The sequence below is a fragment of the Phenylobacterium sp. J367 genome (assembly GCF_024699985.1).
In the GTDB taxonomy this organism is placed as follows: Bacteria; Pseudomonadota; Alphaproteobacteria; order Caulobacterales; family Caulobacteraceae; genus Phenylobacterium.
In genome coordinates this window covers 169,314-184,844 of the sequence record NZ_JAJONA010000001.1, presented here as the reverse complement: position 1 = coordinate 184,844, position 15,531 = coordinate 169,314, and the positions used below count along the sequence as shown (strand labels likewise).

Genomic DNA, 15,531 nt, shown 5'->3' with positions numbered 1-15,531 from the left:
CAGACGGCCGTTAGCCGGTGATCCGGTAGCGGCCCTGGTTGTCCGGGCAGACGCGGACGTAGCGGTAGTCGTCGCCGTAGTTGCTGGCCGGCGCGGGGGCCAGGCGGCAGCGCTGGCTGGTGTAGTAGCTGTAGCGCGACGAGCGGTTGCCCACGGCTTCGCGGTACGGGACCGTCTCGTTGTAGGTGAAGTACGGCCCGCGGTTGTCGCACTTGTACTTGTCGTTGGCGTTGCCGACGGCCGCGCCAAGGCCGCCGCCGACCACCGCGCCGAGGACGGCGCCTTCGGTCCGGGCGTTGCGGGCGGCCACGTTGGAGCCCAGCACGGCGCCGGCCAGGGCGCCGATCACGCCGGCGGTGACCGTCGAGTTGTTGTTGCACTTCACGGTCGTGGCGCTGGCGTTGGCGCCATAGTAGCCGGCCGAGGGGGCCGGGTAGCGGTTCGACCAGTAGGCCTCGTCCCAGGTCGGACGCTCGTAGCGGCGGGCGTAGGCGCCGTAGCCGTAGCGGGCGTCATAGCGGGCGCGGTCGCGCTCCCAGTTCGCCAGGCGGCGGTCATACTGGGCGCGGGCGTCACGATAGTCCTCACGGGACTGGTAGTAGGCCTCGCGGCTGTTCTCGTACTGGGCCCGCTGGGCGTCGTACTGCGCCTGGGCGGCCTGGTATTCCGGTGTGGGGCGGTAGTACTGGGCGCCGGCCGGCGCAGCAATCGCCAGCGCCAGAGCCGAGGCCGTCCCGATCTTCAGGGTGGCGTTCATGTATCTGCTCCGTTTCTCCTCAGAGCGTGGGGCCTGTGTCAGGGGCGTTTCCCACGCTTTGCACTTCGAAGGCGCGTCCAAGATCCCTCCGACGAGGGGCCTGTTCGACCTCGGGCGTTCAAACACCCGGAGAAGCTGGAGGTTGCACGGCCAGCGTTCCGGCCGGTGACGGTTGCGTGACCTAGTCCGTGCCCGTCTGGTGGTGCGGGGCGGCCACGGGCTTGCTCTCGGGCGAGCCGCGCTCGCGCAGGAAGATCGCCAGGACCACCAGGAGCGCGGTCGACAGGAACTCGCTCTGCCAGTTCTGGAAGGACTCGAACCAGAACTGGGAATTGGCAAGGTAGGCGATGAAGGTCGGCGCCTGGATGCCATGCGTGTGGGCTTCCTCGGTCGCCTGCCGGAAGCTGTTCACGTAGTGCAGGACGAAGGAGACGAGGAACAGCGCGGCCAGGGCGAGCCCCAGGGAATGAGCGTAGAGGGCGCGCGCCAGGCCGCCGGCCCGCACAGGCCAAGGCGCGTTGGGCTTGTCCTGGTCCAGCGCGGGGTCGCGGTCCTGCGGCGCGGGCTTGTCCGGGTCCTTGGATTCCGGCGAGCCGCGCTGGAACAGATAGGCCGTGAGCATCACGAAGAACCACATCTGCAGGAACTCGCTCTCCCAGTTCTCGAAGAGGGCGGAGAGGAAGGCCCCGCTGGAGAGGTAGGCGCCAAGGACGATCGCCGCCCGGCCGTGCTCGCGCAGCTCGTGGTTTTCGTGGAGGAAGCCGGCGACGATCTGGCCCGCCAGGCTGGCCAGGAAGAGCGCGGTGAGCGCCAGCGTCAGTCCGTTGTCCCGGAGAAGCTTGCCCATGGCCCTCTCAAGGTTCGATACGGGGCGAGGTTCCGCCGCTTGCGGAACCGCAAGTCACGCGAGGCCGTACTTGTGAGCGCGGGTGAACCCGCCTAATTTCCGCCGCCTCCGTTTCCGGCAGGAGCCGCGCCCCAGCATGGTCGCCCACTATCTCGAGTTCGAGCGTCCGATCGCCGATCTCGAAGCCAAGATCGAGGAGCTGTCCAAGCTGTCGGAGACCGCGGGTCCCGGCGCCTTCGACGCGGAAATCGAGGCCCTGCGCACGCGCGCCCAGGAGCTGCGCCGCGACGCCTACTCGAACCTCGACGCCTGGCAGAAGACCCAGGTGGCCCGCCACCCGGACCGGCCGCACTTCGTGGACTACTGCGCCACCCTGATCGAGGAGTTCCAGGAGCTGCGCGGCGACCGCGCGTTCGGGGACGACCAGGCGATCATCGGCGGCCTGGGCCGGTTCCGCGGGCGCCCGGTGGTGGTCATGGGCCACGAGAAGGGCCGCGACACCGTCACCCGCGTGAAGCACAACTTCGGCTACAGCCGGCCCGAGGGTTACCGCAAGGCGATCCGGCTCATGGAGCTGGCCGAGCGCTTCAAGCTGCCGGTGGTGAGCTTCATCGATACGGCGGGCGCCTATCCGGGCATCGCGTCCGAGGAGCGCGGCGTGGCCGAGGCCATCGCGCGCTCCACCGAGGCCTGCCTGATGCTGGGCGTGCCGAACGTGGCCATCGTGACCGGCGAGGGCGGTTCGGGCGGGGCCATCGCCATCGCCGGCGCCAACCGGGTGCTGATCCTGGAGCACGCCATCTATTCGGTGATCGCGCCGGAGGGGGCCAACTCGATCCTCTGGCGAGGCGCGCGCACCGGGGCCGACGCCGCCAAGGCCATGAAGATCACTGCCCAGGACCTGCTGGGCGTGAAGATCGTCGACCGGGTCATCCCGGAGCCGCCGGGCGGGGCCCACTCCGATCCCGAGACCGCCATGGCCACGGTCGGCGACGTGCTCGAGGAAGAGCTGAGCGGGCTGGAGGGGCTCTCCGCCGATGAGCTCCGAAAGCGCCGCGCGGACCGGTTCTACGCCATCGGCCGTTCGGGCCTGCAATAAACCAGAGCGTGGCAGCCTGAAGTGGTCGCCGGTTCAGGCGCCCGCCACGCTCCACCTTCTGTTTTCGAGCCTTTCCTATTCGGAAAGGCTCTGGGGGTTGCCTGACGCCGCGTCGGGCTGTTGAGTTCGTCCAAACGATCGTTTGGAGGAACGTCGCATGGCGCTGAAGACGCGATTCACCGAGACCTTCGGGATCGAGCATCCCATCGTCCAGGGCGGCATGCAGTGGGTCGGACGGGCCGAGCTCGTCGCCGCCGTCGCCAATGCCGGCGGGCTGGGCTTCATCACCGCCCTCACCCAACCCACGCCCGACGACCTGCGGCGCGAGATCGACCGCTGCCGGAAGCTGACCGACAAGCCGTTCGGCGTGAACCTGACGATCCTGCCGGCGATCACGCCGCCGCCCTATGCCGAGTACCGGCAGGCGATCATCGACGGCGGCGTGAAGATCGTCGAGACGGCGGGCTACAAGCCCCAGGAGCACGTCGACCACTTCAAGGAGCACGGGATCAAGGTGATCCACAAGTGCACCGCGGTCCGCCACGCCCTGTCGGCCGAGCGGATGGGCGTCGACGCCATCTCCATCGACGGCCTGGAATGCGCGGGGCACCCGGGCGAGGACGACGTCGGCGGTCTGATCCTGATCCCGGCGGCGGCCAACAAGGTGAAGATCCCGATGATCGCCTCGGGCGGCTTCGGCGACGCCCGCGGCCTGGTGGCCGCCCTGGCGCTCGGCGCCGACGGCGTCAACATGGGCACCCGCTTCATGGCCACGGTCGAGAGCCCGATCCACCAGAAGGTGAAGGAGCAGATCGTCGCCAACGACGAGCGGCAGACCAACCTGATCTTCCGGACCATGCACAACACCGCCCGGGTGGCGAAGAACGCGGTCAGCGACGAGGTCGTGGCCATCGAGCGCCGGGGCGGGGCGAAGTTCGAGGACGTGAAGGACCTAGTGGCCGGCGTCCGCGGGCGGGTGGTCTATGAAGAGGGCGATCCCGACTACGGCATCTGGTCGGCGGGGCAGGTCCAGGGCCTGATCCAGGACATCCCGACCTGCGCCGAGCTGATCTCGCGCATGGTCCGGGAGGCCGAGGAGATCATCACCGGCCGGCTGGGCGGCATGGTGGTCAGGCGGGCGTTCGAGACGGCCTGAGCCTTTCCTCCCCTGCGAAGCGGGGGAGGGGGGACCGCCCGCCGAGGCCGGCGTGAGCCGGCCGAAGAGCGTGCGGTGGAGGGGGCGAGACCGGGCGCCGAGCTAGCGGTCGCCCCTTCCACCATCCGCTCTACGGCCTGCGGCCTCGGCCGACAGTCCCCCTTCCCCGTCAACGGTGAAGGAAAACAAAAGAAAAGAGCCGCCGGGGCGACCCGGCGGCTCTTCCTTTGCAGTTCCGATCGGCCCGCCCAGGCCCGGAGGCCTGGGCGGGTCCGCGTCCTAGAACCGGGCGGTGAGGCCCAGCACGTAGTAGCGGCCGATGAAGTCGTAGGTGCCGTAGGCGTTCGCCGAGTTGGTGGCGCCCAGCGGCGGCTTCTCGTCGAACACGTTGCGGATCACGAGGCGGGCGCGGACGTTGTCCAGGCCCATGCCCCAGCCTTCGACCACGTCGGCCAGATCGTAGGTGATGCTGGCGTCGTGCAGGAAGTAGTCGTCGACCTTCAGCGGGTAGCGGCTCTCGATGTTGAAGTCGTTGTTGAACCGCGACTCGTCGACCCAGTTGACCGTCCAGTTGATGCCGAGCGGGCCACGATCGTAGTTCGTGTCCAGCTTCCAGCGCCACTTGGCGTTGCCGATCTCGCCGTGGTCGCGGTTCAGGTCGAAGCCCAGGCCGGTGACCGAGGTCTCCTGACGCTCCACATGGTAGAGGTCGAAGTTGAAGTTCAGCGAGCCCGGCTCGCCGCCCATCCAGCCGCCGAACGCGCCGCCCAGCCAGTCCGAGAGCTCGATGCGGTAGTCGACGCCCGCCGTGAAGCCTTCGAAGTTGGTGTAGCCGGCGTTGATGTAGCCGGTGGAGGGGCCGGTGGCCGTGCCGCCGCCGCCCGTCGGCGCACCGTTGGTCAGGATCTGGCCCTGGCCGTTGGTGGGATCGGTCGAGCTGTTGCCGCGGGTGAAGCGGCTGCAGGCGTCGGCCGGGCTGTCCGGGGAGTCGTAGCAGACCTGCAGGATCGAGGTCAGGGTGAAGTTCGAGATCGCGCCTTCGAGCTGGATGTTCACCCAGTCGAAGTTCACGGCCAGGCCCGGGATCTGCGAGGGCTGGTAGACGAAGCCCGCGGTCCACTGCTTGGCGATTTCGTTGCCGAGGTTCGGATTGCCGGCCGTCGTGCCCTGAACCGTCGCCGCTTGCACGTTCGAGGTCAGGTTGAAGTTCGCCGGCAGGCCGAGGGCCTGGAACGCCGCCTGGCAGTTCGCGCGACGGGTGGCCGGGTTCGGGCCGCCGCCGATGTTGCGGAAGTCGCAGGGGTCGGTGGCGGTCATGAAGCTGGTCGCCGTCGGCAGGAACAGCTCGGTGATCGCCGGAGCGCGGAACGAGCGGGCCTTCTGACCGCGGATCATCAGGTCCGCGATCGGGTACCAGCGGCCGCCGTAGCTCCAGGCCTTGTCCTTGCCGGCCTGGCTGTGGTCGACCTTGCGGTAGGCGCCTTCGAACTCAAGGCGGTTCAGCAGCGGGAAGGTGAAGTCGCCGCCGAACACCGGGACCAGGGTCTCGGCGTACCATTCCTTGGTGTCGAACTTGCCGGACAGGGCCGTGATGGCGGCCGAGCGGCCGACACCGGCTTCCTGCGGAGCGTTCGGGTTGAAGTCCGACTTCTCGTAGCGGGCTTCCACGCCGGCCGCGAACGACCAGGCGCCGGCCGGCAGATCCACAATGTCGCCGCCGAAGTTGGCTTCGTAGACAGTCTGCAGGATCTTGTATTCCGACTCGAACTGCACGCCGACGTAGTCCAGCGCGGCTTGGCTCGGGGCGCCGAGGCCGAACAGGTTCAGCGGCTGGCAGCCGCCCGCCCGCGCCGCGGCGCTACGGCAGACGATGGCGCCCGAGGAGTCCCGCACCACGTCGATCGCGTCGGCGAAGCGGGTCTGGATGATGTTCGGGCTCTGGAAGCTGCCGCTGCCTTCGCCTTGCGTGAACGACGCCCCCCAGAAGAAGTCGCGGTCCAGGAAGTTCAGGTCGCCGTCGACGGCCAGGACGCCGCGCCAGGTGTCACCCTCGGCGGTGGTCTTGTTGGTGCCGATGTCGATCGAGGCGCGCGACAGGAAGAAGATCCGCTCGCCCGGGTTCGCCGGGTCGGCCGGCAGAGGCGTCGGCTGCGCGAGGAGGATCGCGCGGCTGGCGGCCGGCAGGAACGGGTTGGCCGTGGACATCCGCAGCGCCGACGACGTGCCGCCGAACAGCGGGGCGTTGTAGATCGGCTGGTTGTAGGGCTCTTCCGCGTCGAACTGCGACCAGAAGAACTCACCGTTCACGCGGATGCTGTCGGTCACCTCGTAGCGCGCGAAGGCCGTGGCCACGTGACGCTTCACCGGCGACTGCAGCGAGGACAGCTCGGCCAGGTTCAGGCCGTCGCCGCCGGACGCCACCGACGAGGAATAGAACGTGCCGAAGTTGTAGGGCACGAGCGCGCCGCCCGGGGCGAACTGGGCCAGGCTGCCGTCCGGCATGCGGATGACGTTGGCCGAGGAGGTGCCGGCGATCGCCGTGCCGGCGGCGTTGGCGCGGAACGGCAGGCCGCCCAGCGTCACTTCCGGAATACGGCGGTTGAAGATGATGATCGAGCCCGGGATGTTGTCCGTGCCGCTGGTGTTCGCCGGGTTGCTGGCGAAGGTCAGCTGCTCGGCGGTCCGCTCGCGATCCACGAAGCCGAGCGTCGAGGTCTCGTTGTACTCGTAGCTGCCCGAGAGGCTCAGGCGGTCGTCGAAGAACTTCCGGCCGGCGGTGATGCGGCCGCGCCATTCTTCGGCGTCATTCTCGCCGGAAACGCCGTACTGGCCGTCGATCTCGACGCCTTCGAAGTCGGTCCGGGTGATGACGTTGATGACGCCGGCGATGGCGTCCGAGCCGTACACGGCCGAGCCGCCGGCCTGGATGGTCTCGATCCGGTCGACGAGGCCGGTCGGGATGACGTTCAGGTCGACCTGGCCGCCGGCGGCGGCGCCGGTGAAGATCGAGGCCGGGTTGCCGCCCACGAAGCGGCGGCCGTTGACCAGCGTCAGGGTCCGGTTGGAGCCCAGGTTGAAGATGTTGATGAAGTTACGGCCGACGCCGAACGAGCCCTGGTCGCCGATCGGGCTGATCGGGATGCCCGAGGAGGGCAGGTCGTTCAGGGCGTCCGCGACGTTGGTGAAGCCGCGCTCCTCCATCGTCTCGGTGTTGATGACCTGCAGCGGCTGGACCGAGGTCAGTTCCGGACGGCGGATACGCGAGCCGGTGACGACGATCTCGTCGACGGCGACGTCCGAGGCCTGGGCTTGGGCGAAGGTCGGCAGGGCCAGCAGGCTGGCGGCCGCTGCGGAACCGAGCAGCGCGGTTCGGAGCATGTTTCTCATCACAACTTTCATTCTGCGGCCCCCGGGCCTGGTCGATGTTTTGCGCGCGCCGAAGGCCACTCCAGCACGCATTTGGCCGTCCACGGGCTTCAGGGGCCCGCCTGCTACCGGCAAGCGCGCATCCCCAACCGCCTGAAAACGGCGAGCCGGCAAGCTGTCATGCGCGCGACAGGCGAGCAACGAAAAGCCGCCACAATGTTACCCTGGAGGTTACAGCTGTTTCATATTTCCGGGCGAGTGCGCCCAAGGCGCCACACATGGGCGCAAGTATAGGCAAACTTGACCCTTTTTCCGGTTCGCCGACCCCGTTTTGCGGCGGGAATCAGGCCAGCCGTCGGAGCGTTTCGCCCAGTTCGTCGACCGCATCGGGCGTCGTGGCCCACGAGCACATGAACCGGACCGAGCCGTCGAGGAAGCGGTAGGCGAACCAGCCCGAGGCGTGCAGCGCCGCGAGCCGCCGGTCGTCCATGTCCACGAACACGCCGTTGGCCTCCACCGGATGCAGCACCTTGAACGGCATGAGGTCGGCGAGCCGCCGGGCCATCCGGTTGGCGTGGGCGGCGTGGCGGACAAAGGCCCCGTCCTCCAGCATGCCGATGAACGGCGCGGCGTAGAACCGGCCCTTGGACGGCAACTGGCCGGCCTGTTTGAGGCGGGCGTCGAACCGGCGGGCCAGCGCCCGGTCGAAGATCACCAGGGCCTCGGTGGGCGGCATGCCGGCCTTGGTGCCGCCGACCACCAGCAGGTCGACGCCCAGGTCCTTGATCCGCTTGAGATCGAAGCCGCCGGCGGCGGCGTTGGCGAGGCGGGCGCCGTCCAGGTGGACGCCGTAACCCTTCGCCTTCACCGGCGCGGTGAGCGCCGCCAGGGCGTCGTGGCTGTAGACCGTCCCGTACTCGGTGGCGTTGGTCAGCGACAGGGCGGCCGGCGACTGGCGGTAGGAGACGTCCGGCTGGGCCAGCGCCGCCTCCAGGGCCGCGGGCTCGATCCTGCCGGACGCGCCGGGCAGGCCGATCAGGCCGACGCCGTGGCCGAAGAGGCCGGGGGCGCCGGTCTCGTCGGTGCAGATGTGGGCGTGCTCGTGGGCCAGCATGGCCTCGAACGGCCGGGCGAGCGCGGCCACCGAGATGGCGTTGGCCGCCGTGCCGGAGGCCACGAACCGCACCTCGGCGTCCGCGTCGACGAGCGCGCGCACCAGGTCGGCGGCCCGGGCGGTGACGGGGTCGGTCCCGTAGCCGGAGGTGAAGCCGGCGTTGGCGGCGACCAGGGCCTCCATGGCCTCGGGCGCGGCGGGGGCGGTGTTGTCGGACGCGAAGTCGTAGCGGGCCATGGCGGCTGATTAGCCGTCAGAGTCCCTTCGCCCAAGCCCTGACCTCGTCGACGAACAGCTCCGGCTCCTCCATGGCGGCGAAGTGGCCGCCCCTCGGCATGTCGGTCCAGCGGACGATGTTGTAGGCGCGCTCGGCGAAACTGCGGGGCGGAGCCGAATAGAGCGGCTCCCCGGGGAAGTTCGCGAAGGCGGTCGGGGTCTCGCAGCGCTCGCCGGGCTCGAAGGCGAGGCCGCCTTCCTCCACGAGGCCCCGGTAGTACCAGGCGCCCGTCGCGAAGCTGTCGGTCATCACATAGAGCATGATGTTCGTGAGGAGCCGATCCTGCGGATAGACCGCGTCCATCGGCTTTTCGCGCAGGTCCGACCAGTCGTGGAACCGCTCGGCGATCCAGGCGGCCTGGCCCACCGGGTTGCCGGCCCCCCATCCAGGCGATCGACTGCGGCTTGGAGACCTGCAGCCGGAAGTAGGCGCCCATCAGGTCCATGGCGCCGGCCGAACGCTGGGCCCAGGCGATCTCGTCCGGGGTCTGGGGCCCGCCGTGCGGACGGAAGCCCAGCATGTTGAGGTGGATGGCGCGCGCGTTGGCGCCATGGTCGCGGCCGAGCCAGGGAGGTGACCATCGCCCCCCAGTCGCCCCCTGGGCGAGATAGCTGGAATAGCCCAGGACTTCGGTCATCAGGGTGTTGAACAGCCGCGCCGTCGTCCGCTGGCCGATCGGGCGCCGGGGCTTCGAGGAGAAGCCGAAGCCGGGCAGGGAGGGGATCACGAGATCGAAGGCGTCCTCCGCCCGGCCGCCGAAGCGGGAGGGGAAGGCCAGCGGCTCGATCGCCTGCCAGAACTCGTAGTGGGACCCCGGCCAGCCATGGGTGACGATGAGGGGCCGCCGTCCTTCCGCCTCACCCACGACATGCAGGAAGTGGAGGTCGAAATCCTCGACCCGGGCGGTGAACTGAGGGAAGCGGTTGAGGTCGTCGACCGCCGCCCGCCAGTCGTAGGCGGTCGTCCAGTGCTCGCAGAGCCCCTTCAGCCAGGCGCCGTCGCAGCCGTAGGCCCAGCCGTCCGGGACATCCGGGATCGGCGGCCAGGGATAGTCGCGCACGCGGTCGAGCACCGCCTGGACCTGCGCCTCGTCCCAATGGACCTTGAATGGCTTCGGCTCCGCCATCGCACCCTCCCGTTTTGCGCAGGACTTGGCGCGCCTGCCCCGGCGGCGGTCAAGCGCCCTGGCCTAGCTCTGGGCGCGCAGGCCCTTGCCCAGCGTCTGGGCGATGGTGTGGTGCATCCTCTGGGCCGTGCCCGGCGGCAGCTTGCCGGCCATCTCCAGGACCACGAGGCCGTGGACGGACGACCAGAACATCAGGCCGATCTGCTCCGGGTCGCCCTGCATGACGCCTTCCGCCTTCTGGTCCTCGACCCAGGCGGTCATGGTCTCGCGCGCCCGCCGCGCGGCGCGGACCAGCTCGGGGTAGTCGCCCTCGATCGGCTGATTGAGGTCGAACATCAGCTTGTAGGTGTGGGGGTGCTCGAAGGCGAAGTCGACGTAGGCCTGGCCGACAGCGGCCCCCTTGGCGCGGGCGCCGGTGGCGCGCTCGCGGGCCCGCTCCAGGGCCTCGGCGAACCGGTCGAAGCCGTTCGTCCGGATCGCGGCCAGGATGTCGTCCTTGTCCTTGAAGTAGCGGTAGGGCGTCATCGGCGAGACGCCGAGCTCGGCGGCGAGCTGTCGCATGGTCACCGCGTCGGGTCCGCGCTCCACGAACAGCCGCTCGGCGGCGTCGCACAGACGCTCGCGGAAGTCGGCGACATCGGCTTCGGAGAGGACACGAGGCATCGAATCCCTCGGGACGCGAACAAAGGACTTGCCAAGGGCTACCCCTTACGAAATAAATTTACAACGTAAGTTTCATGCCGGGCGCGATCCGCAAAAGTGGGCTCCGGTCTTGCGACCAGGACGCGCCCAATTCTGAATCAAAATCTGGGAGAAGCGCGATGGATGGCGACGTTCGGATCAATCCGTATCTCTCCGGCAACTTCGCGCCGGTCCGCAGCGAGGACGACTTCGACCTGGTGGTGAAGGGTGACATGCCCCGCGAGCTCCGCGGCGCGCTCTTCCGCATCGGGCCCAATCCGCAGTTCGACCCCCGCGACCCCAACCACCACTGGTTCGCCGGCGACGGCATGGTCCACGGCTTCTATGTGGCCGACGGCAAGGTCAGCTACCGCAACCGCTATGCTCGGACGCCCAAGTGGGAGCTGGAGCACGAGCACGGCCGTTCGCTGTTCGGGACCTTCGGCAATCCGATGACCACCGACCCCCTGGCCCTGGGCAACGAGGGCGGCGTCGCCAACACCAACATCGTCTGGCACGCCGGCCGCCTGCTGGCGCTGGAGGAGGGCCACCATCCCTTCGAGATGGAACGCGACACCCTGGAGAGCCGCGGCTATGTGCGGCCCTACGGCGGCCGGGTCACGGCGCACCCGAAGATCGACCCGGCGACCGGCGAGATGGTCTGGTTCGCCTACGGCGTGGGCCAGATGCCGCTCTCGGCGGGCATGAGCTATGGCGTGACCGCCGCCGACGGGACGGTGGTCCGGCGCTCGGAGTTCCAGGCCCCGTTCGCGTCCATGGTCCACGACTTCATGGTCACCGAGAACCATGTGCTGTTCCCGGTCCTGCCGCTGACCGCCAGTCTGGAGCGGGCCATGTCCGGCAAGCCGGCCTTCGCCTGGGAGCCGGAGAAGGGCAGCCATGTTGGCGTCATGCGCCGCGACGGCGACGTGGCCGACATCCGCTGGTTCAACACCGAGGCCTGCTACGTCTTCCACCCGCTGAACGCCTGGGAGGCGGACGGCAAGCTCTATGCCGACGTCATGCGCTACGACACCGCGCCGCTGTTCCCGAAGGCCGACGGTTCGCCCGGCCAGAAGTCGGCCGCGCGCCTGGTGCGCTGGACCTTCGACCTGGCCGGCGACAGCGACGCGATCCAGGAGACGCCGCTGGACGACCTGGACGGCGAGTTCCCCAGGGTCGATCCCCGGGTCGAGACCCGGCGGCACCGGCATGGCTGGTACGCCGCCGACCCCACGTCCTCGGGCACCATCAAGCAGTGCGCCATCGCCCACATGGATTTCCACACCGGCAGGCGGCAGGTCTATCAATTGAACGGCGGGGACCTGACGTCGGAGCCGGTCTTCACCCCGCGCTCGGCCGACGCGCCCGAGGGCGACGGCTGGCTGACGGCGGTGATCTGGCGGGCCGCCGAGAACCGCTCCGACCTCGTGGTCTTCGAGGCCCAGGACGTGGAGAAGGGGCCGATCGCGGTGGCCGAGCTCCCGCGCCGCGTGCCCTTCGGCTTCCACGGCAACTGGGTCAGCTTCTAGGCCGGCCCCGGCGAAAGCCGGGATCCACCCCCAACTCCGCTCATCCCGGCGAAAGCCGGGATCCAGGCTGAGTGGGCCCCGGCCCAGTCCTGTGTTTGCATCTACCCCTTCCTGACCTCGCGGAACCTGTGATCTTGGTGGCCAAGCCGCGGATTCAGCTTGGGTCCCGGCTTTCGCCGGGATGAGCGGAAGGGGAGGGTGAGATGCGACGGATGATGGCGCTGGCGGCCGGACTGAGCCTGTTGGCAAGCTCGGCCCACGCCGCCCCCAACTTCCAGGACCGGCAGGATTTCGACTTCGCCGAGCGCGGATTCGTCGGGACGCGGGCCGATCCGAAGATCCTGCGCGCCGACGGCGGCGTCGCCTGGGACCTGACCGCCTACGACTTCCTGAAGGGGCCCGCGCCGGCGAGCGTGAACCCCAGCCTGTGGCGGCAGGCGCAACTCCTGTCCAAGCACGGCCTCTACAAGGTGGCCGACGGCGTCTGGCAGGTCCGCGGCTTCGACATCGCCAACGCCACCTTCATCGCCGGCAAGACCGGCTGGATCGTCATCGACCCGCTGACCGCCACCGAGACCGCCCGGGCGGCGCTCGACCTCGCCAACGAGAAGCTGGGCGCCCGCCCGGTCGTGGCGCTGATCTACACCCATAGCCACGTGGACCACTTCGGCGGCTCGCGCGGCATGGTCGCCCAGGCCGACGTGGACGCGGGAAAGGTGCAGGTGATCGCGCCGGCCGGCTTCCTGGAGCATGCGGTCAGCGAGAACGTCATCGCCGGGGCGGCCATGAGCCGACGCGCGCTCTACCAGTTCGGATCGCTGCTGCCGAAGGGACCGACCGGCCAGGTCAGCTCCGGGATCGGCCAGGCGGTGGCCGCCGGGACCCAGACCCTCGTTCCGCCCACGGTGGACATCGTCCGCACCGGCCAGGAACTGGTCGTCGACGGCGTCCGCATCCAGTTCCAGCTCACGCCGGCCACCGAGGCGCCGGCGGAGATGAACCTCTACTTCCCCGACCTAAAGCTGCTGGACCTGGCGGAGAACGCCAACGCCACGATGCACAACGTGCTGACGCCGCGCGGCGCCCTGGTCCGCGACGCCAAGGCGTGGGCCGACTACCTCACCGAATCCATCCGCCTCTACGCCGACCGCACCGACGTGATGATGACCAGCCACGCCTGGCCGCGGTTCGGCCGGAGCGAGATCGCCGGCTTCATGGCCAAGCACCGCGACGCCTACAAGTTCCTGCACGACCAGTCGGTGCGGATGATGAACGATGGCCTGACCGGACCGGAGATCGCCAACCGCCTGAAGCTGCCCGCGGCGCTCTCCGACGAGTGGTACAACCGCGGCTACTACGGAACCCTCAGCTTCAATTCGCGCGCCGTCTATCAGCGCTACATGGGCTGGTACGACGCCAATCCGGTGAACCTCGCGCCGCTGGAGCCCGCGGACGAGGCGGGGCGCACCGTGGCGCTGATGGGCGGCGCGGAGCGCGTGCTGGCCGAGGCGCGCAAGGCGTTCGCGGCGGGCGACGACCGCTGGGCCGGCGCGCTCGCCAATCGCGTGGTCATGTCCGACCCGAAGAATCAGGCGGCCCGCGACTTCCTGGCCGGCGTCTACGAACGGCAGGCCGCCGGGGCCGAGAGCGCCATCGGCCGCAACATGTACCTGACCGGCGCCCTTGAGCTGCGGAACGGGATCACGCCGGCCCGGGGCGGCGGGGCCGCCGTCGACCTGATCCGTTCGACGCCGACGCCGATGCTGCTGGACCTGATGTCGGTCTGGCTCGACCCGGCCAAGGTGGGCGACGCCGCCTTCGCGCTCGACCTGGCCTTCCCGGAGCGCAAGGAGCGCTTCCGCGTCACCGTCCGCAACCAGGTGCTGACCTACGAGGCCGATCCCAAGGGCGGGAAGGCGGACGCGGCGGTGTCGATGCCGCGGGCCGCCTTCCTGGCCATGTCCCAGGGGATGCCCATGCCGCCCGGCGTGGAGGGCGACGTGGAAGGCCTGAAGCAGCTGATGGGCTGGTTCACCCCGCCCCGGGCCAATTTCCCCATCGTCTGGCGGTGATTTGCGCTGACGTGAGGGAATGACGTCAGCCTGACCGGAAGAGAGAGTCCCGCGAAGACGGACTCCGGGAGGAACGCATGACGGTCGCCTTGCCCAAGGCCTGCATCATCGGCGCGGGCTGCTCGGGCTTCACCACGGCCAAGCGCCTGCAGGACCTCGGCGTGCCGTTCGACTGCTTCGAGATGTCGGACGACGTCGGCGGCAACTGGTACTTCAAGAACCCCAACGGCATGTCGGCCTGCTACGAGAGCCTGCATATCGACACCTCGAAGTGGCGGCTGGCGTTCGAGGACTATCCGGTCCCCGCCGACTGGCCGGACTTCCCGCACCACGCCCAGCTCCTGCAGTATTTCCGCGACTACGTGGACCATTTCGACCTGCGGCGGCGGATCACCTTCAACACCCGGGTGGAGCGCGCCGAACGCCGGCCGGGCGGCCACTGGTCGGTGACGCTGTCGACCGGCGAGACGCGGCGCTACGACGTGCTCTTCGTCTGCAACGGCCACCACTGGGACGCCCGCATCCCGGACTATCCGGGCCAGTTCGACGGGCCGCATTTCCACGCCCACGACTACCGCGGGCCGTTCGATCCGGTGGACATGCGCGGCAAGAACATCGTCGTGGTCGGCATGGGCAATTCGGCGATGGACATCGCCTCCGAGCTCTCCCAGCGGCCGATCGCCAGGACGCTCTGGGTCGCCGCCCGGCGCGGCGTCTGGGTGCTGCCGAAGTACATGGACGGCAAGGTGGCCGACAAGGCGGTGATGCCGGCCTGGATGCCCCGCAAGCTCGGACGCGCCATCGCCCGCAAGAAGATCAAGAGCGCGATCGGCCGGATGGAGGACTACGGTCTGCCGAAGCCCGACCACGAGCCGCTGGAGGCCCACCCGTCTGTGTCCGGCGAGTTCCTGACCCGGGCGGGCTGCGGCGACGTGAAGTTCAAGCCGAACATCGCCGAGCTGATGGGCCGGCAGGTGCGCTTCGAGGACGGGTCCGTCGAGGACGTGGACGCCATCGTCTACGCCACCGGCTACAACATCAGCTTCCCGTTCTTCACCGACCCGGACCTGAAGCCCGACGCCGAGAACCGCTTCCCGCTGTTCAAGCGGATGATGAAGCCGGACGTGCCGAACCTGTTCTTCATGGGGCTCGCCCAGCCGCTGCCGACGCTGGTCAACTTCGCCGAGCAGCAGGCCAAGCTGGTGGGCGCCTACCTGACAGGCCGCTACCGGCCGCCGCCGGAGGCGGAGATGCGCAAGGTGATCGCCGCGGACGAGGCCCTGCACCTCGGGCCCTACTACAAGGCCGCCCGGCACACGATCCAGGTGGACTTCTCGATCTACGTCCGTGACCTGATGAAGGAGATCGCCGCCGGCGAGAAGCGGGCCAGGGCGGCGGGCTACGCCCTGCCGGTCCCCCGGGCGTGTGGCGGCCGAGGCCGCCGCGGCGGCCTAGCCGCTCAGGCCGCGCCGTCGCCTTCTTCGCACTCGATCTCGTCGACGAG

10 protein-coding genes and 2 pseudogenes are annotated in these 15,531 nt (G+C 69.2%); 5 read left to right on the top strand and 7 right to left on the bottom strand.

The genetic code is table 11. From position 1 onward, the window contains the following. Positions 1-10: 10 nt before the first annotated feature. A complete protein-coding gene (locus LRS04_RS01135) occupies positions 11-757 on the bottom strand; it encodes a glycine zipper domain-containing protein (RefSeq protein ID WP_257814769.1) in 747 nt (248 codons plus the stop codon). A 181-nt stretch (positions 758-938) separates the two neighbouring features. Next, entirely contained in the window at positions 939-1,604 is a 666-nt protein-coding gene (locus LRS04_RS01130; RefSeq protein ID WP_257814768.1) for a DUF6766 family protein, read from the bottom strand. A gap of 136 nt (positions 1,605-1,740) precedes the next feature. Here LRS04_RS01130 and LRS04_RS01125 point away from each other — a divergent pair, with 136 nt between their 5' ends. Both LRS04_RS01125 and LRS04_RS01120 read left to right on the top strand, forming a co-directional pair. Beyond that, entirely contained in the window at positions 1,741-2,703 is a 963-nt protein-coding gene (locus LRS04_RS01125) for an acetyl-CoA carboxylase carboxyltransferase subunit alpha (protein WP_257814767.1), read from the top strand. 157 nt (positions 2,704-2,860) lie between these two features. After that, positions 2,861-3,859: a nitronate monooxygenase family protein gene (locus LRS04_RS01120; RefSeq protein ID WP_257814766.1), complete on the top strand. Its 999-nt coding sequence runs from the start codon at positions 2,861-2,863 to the stop codon at positions 3,857-3,859. 279 nt (positions 3,860-4,138) lie between these two features. Here LRS04_RS01120 and LRS04_RS01115 read toward each other — a convergent pair whose 3' ends face one another. From LRS04_RS01115 to LRS04_RS01095, 5 genes and pseudogenes are all read right to left on the bottom strand, one after another. Next, entirely contained in the window at positions 4,139-7,237 is a 3,099-nt protein-coding gene (locus LRS04_RS01115; RefSeq protein WP_257814765.1) for a TonB-dependent receptor domain-containing protein, read from the bottom strand. A 331-nt stretch (positions 7,238-7,568) separates the two neighbouring features. Then, the gene (locus LRS04_RS01110; protein ID WP_257814764.1) at positions 7,569-8,576 is read right to left on the bottom strand and encodes a beta-eliminating lyase-related protein; all 1,008 of its coding nucleotides are present in this window, start codon (positions 8,574-8,576) and stop codon (positions 7,569-7,571) included. Positions 8,577-8,592: 16 nt separating this feature from the next. Then, positions 8,593-8,982, bottom strand: a complete 390-nt coding sequence (locus tag LRS04_RS01105) for an alpha/beta fold hydrolase (RefSeq protein WP_257814763.1) — start codon at positions 8,980-8,982, stop codon at positions 8,593-8,595. Between the two features lie 331 nt (positions 8,983-9,313). After that, positions 9,314-9,742: pseudogene (locus LRS04_RS01100) on the bottom strand (epoxide hydrolase family protein); the annotation flags it as partial. A 63-nt stretch (positions 9,743-9,805) separates the two neighbouring features. Beyond that, positions 9,806-10,405, bottom strand: a complete 600-nt coding sequence (locus LRS04_RS01095; protein WP_257814762.1) for a TetR/AcrR family transcriptional regulator — start codon at positions 10,403-10,405, stop codon at positions 9,806-9,808. A 158-nt stretch (positions 10,406-10,563) separates the two neighbouring features. Between LRS04_RS01095 and LRS04_RS01090 the strand changes: the two genes are divergently transcribed. From LRS04_RS01090 to LRS04_RS01080, 3 genes and pseudogenes are all read left to right on the top strand, one after another. Beyond that, positions 10,564-11,955 carry a carotenoid oxygenase family protein gene (locus tag LRS04_RS01090; RefSeq protein WP_257814761.1) on the top strand — a complete coding sequence of 464 codons (1,392 nt, stop codon included), beginning with the start codon at positions 10,564-10,566 and terminating at the stop codon, positions 11,953-11,955. 203 nt (positions 11,956-12,158) lie between these two features. After that, a complete protein-coding gene (locus LRS04_RS01085) occupies positions 12,159-14,027 on the top strand; it encodes an alkyl/aryl-sulfatase (RefSeq protein WP_257814760.1) in 1,869 nt (622 codons plus the stop codon). Positions 14,028-14,104: 77 nt separating this feature from the next. Then, positions 14,105-15,463, top strand: a pseudogene (locus LRS04_RS01080) (flavin-containing monooxygenase); the annotation flags it as partial. Between the last annotated feature and the right edge of the window lie 68 nt (positions 15,464-15,531).

Coding starts and splice junctions, on each gene's coding strand:
- LRS04_RS01135 (WP_257814769.1), bottom strand. CDS start 757: ATGAACGCCACCCTGAAGATCGGGACGGCCTCGGCTCTGGCGCTGGCG.
- LRS04_RS01130 (WP_257814768.1), bottom strand. CDS start 1,604: ATGGGCAAGCTTCTCCGGGACAACGGACTGACGCTGGCGCTCACCGCG.
- LRS04_RS01125 (WP_257814767.1), top strand. CDS start 1,741: ATGGTCGCCCACTATCTCGAGTTCGAGCGTCCGATCGCCGATCTCGAA.
- LRS04_RS01120 (WP_257814766.1), top strand. CDS start 2,861: ATGGCGCTGAAGACGCGATTCACCGAGACCTTCGGGATCGAGCATCCC.
- LRS04_RS01115 (WP_257814765.1), bottom strand. CDS start 7,237: ATGCTCCGAACCGCGCTGCTCGGTTCCGCAGCGGCCGCCAGCCTGCTG.
- LRS04_RS01110 (WP_257814764.1), bottom strand. CDS start 8,576: ATGGCCCGCTACGACTTCGCGTCCGACAACACCGCCCCCGCCGCGCCC.
- LRS04_RS01095 (WP_257814762.1), bottom strand. CDS start 10,405: ATGCCTCGTGTCCTCTCCGAAGCCGATGTCGCCGACTTCCGCGAGCGT.
- LRS04_RS01090 (WP_257814761.1), top strand. CDS start 10,564: ATGGATGGCGACGTTCGGATCAATCCGTATCTCTCCGGCAACTTCGCG.
- LRS04_RS01085 (WP_257814760.1), top strand. CDS start 12,159: ATGCGACGGATGATGGCGCTGGCGGCCGGACTGAGCCTGTTGGCAAGC.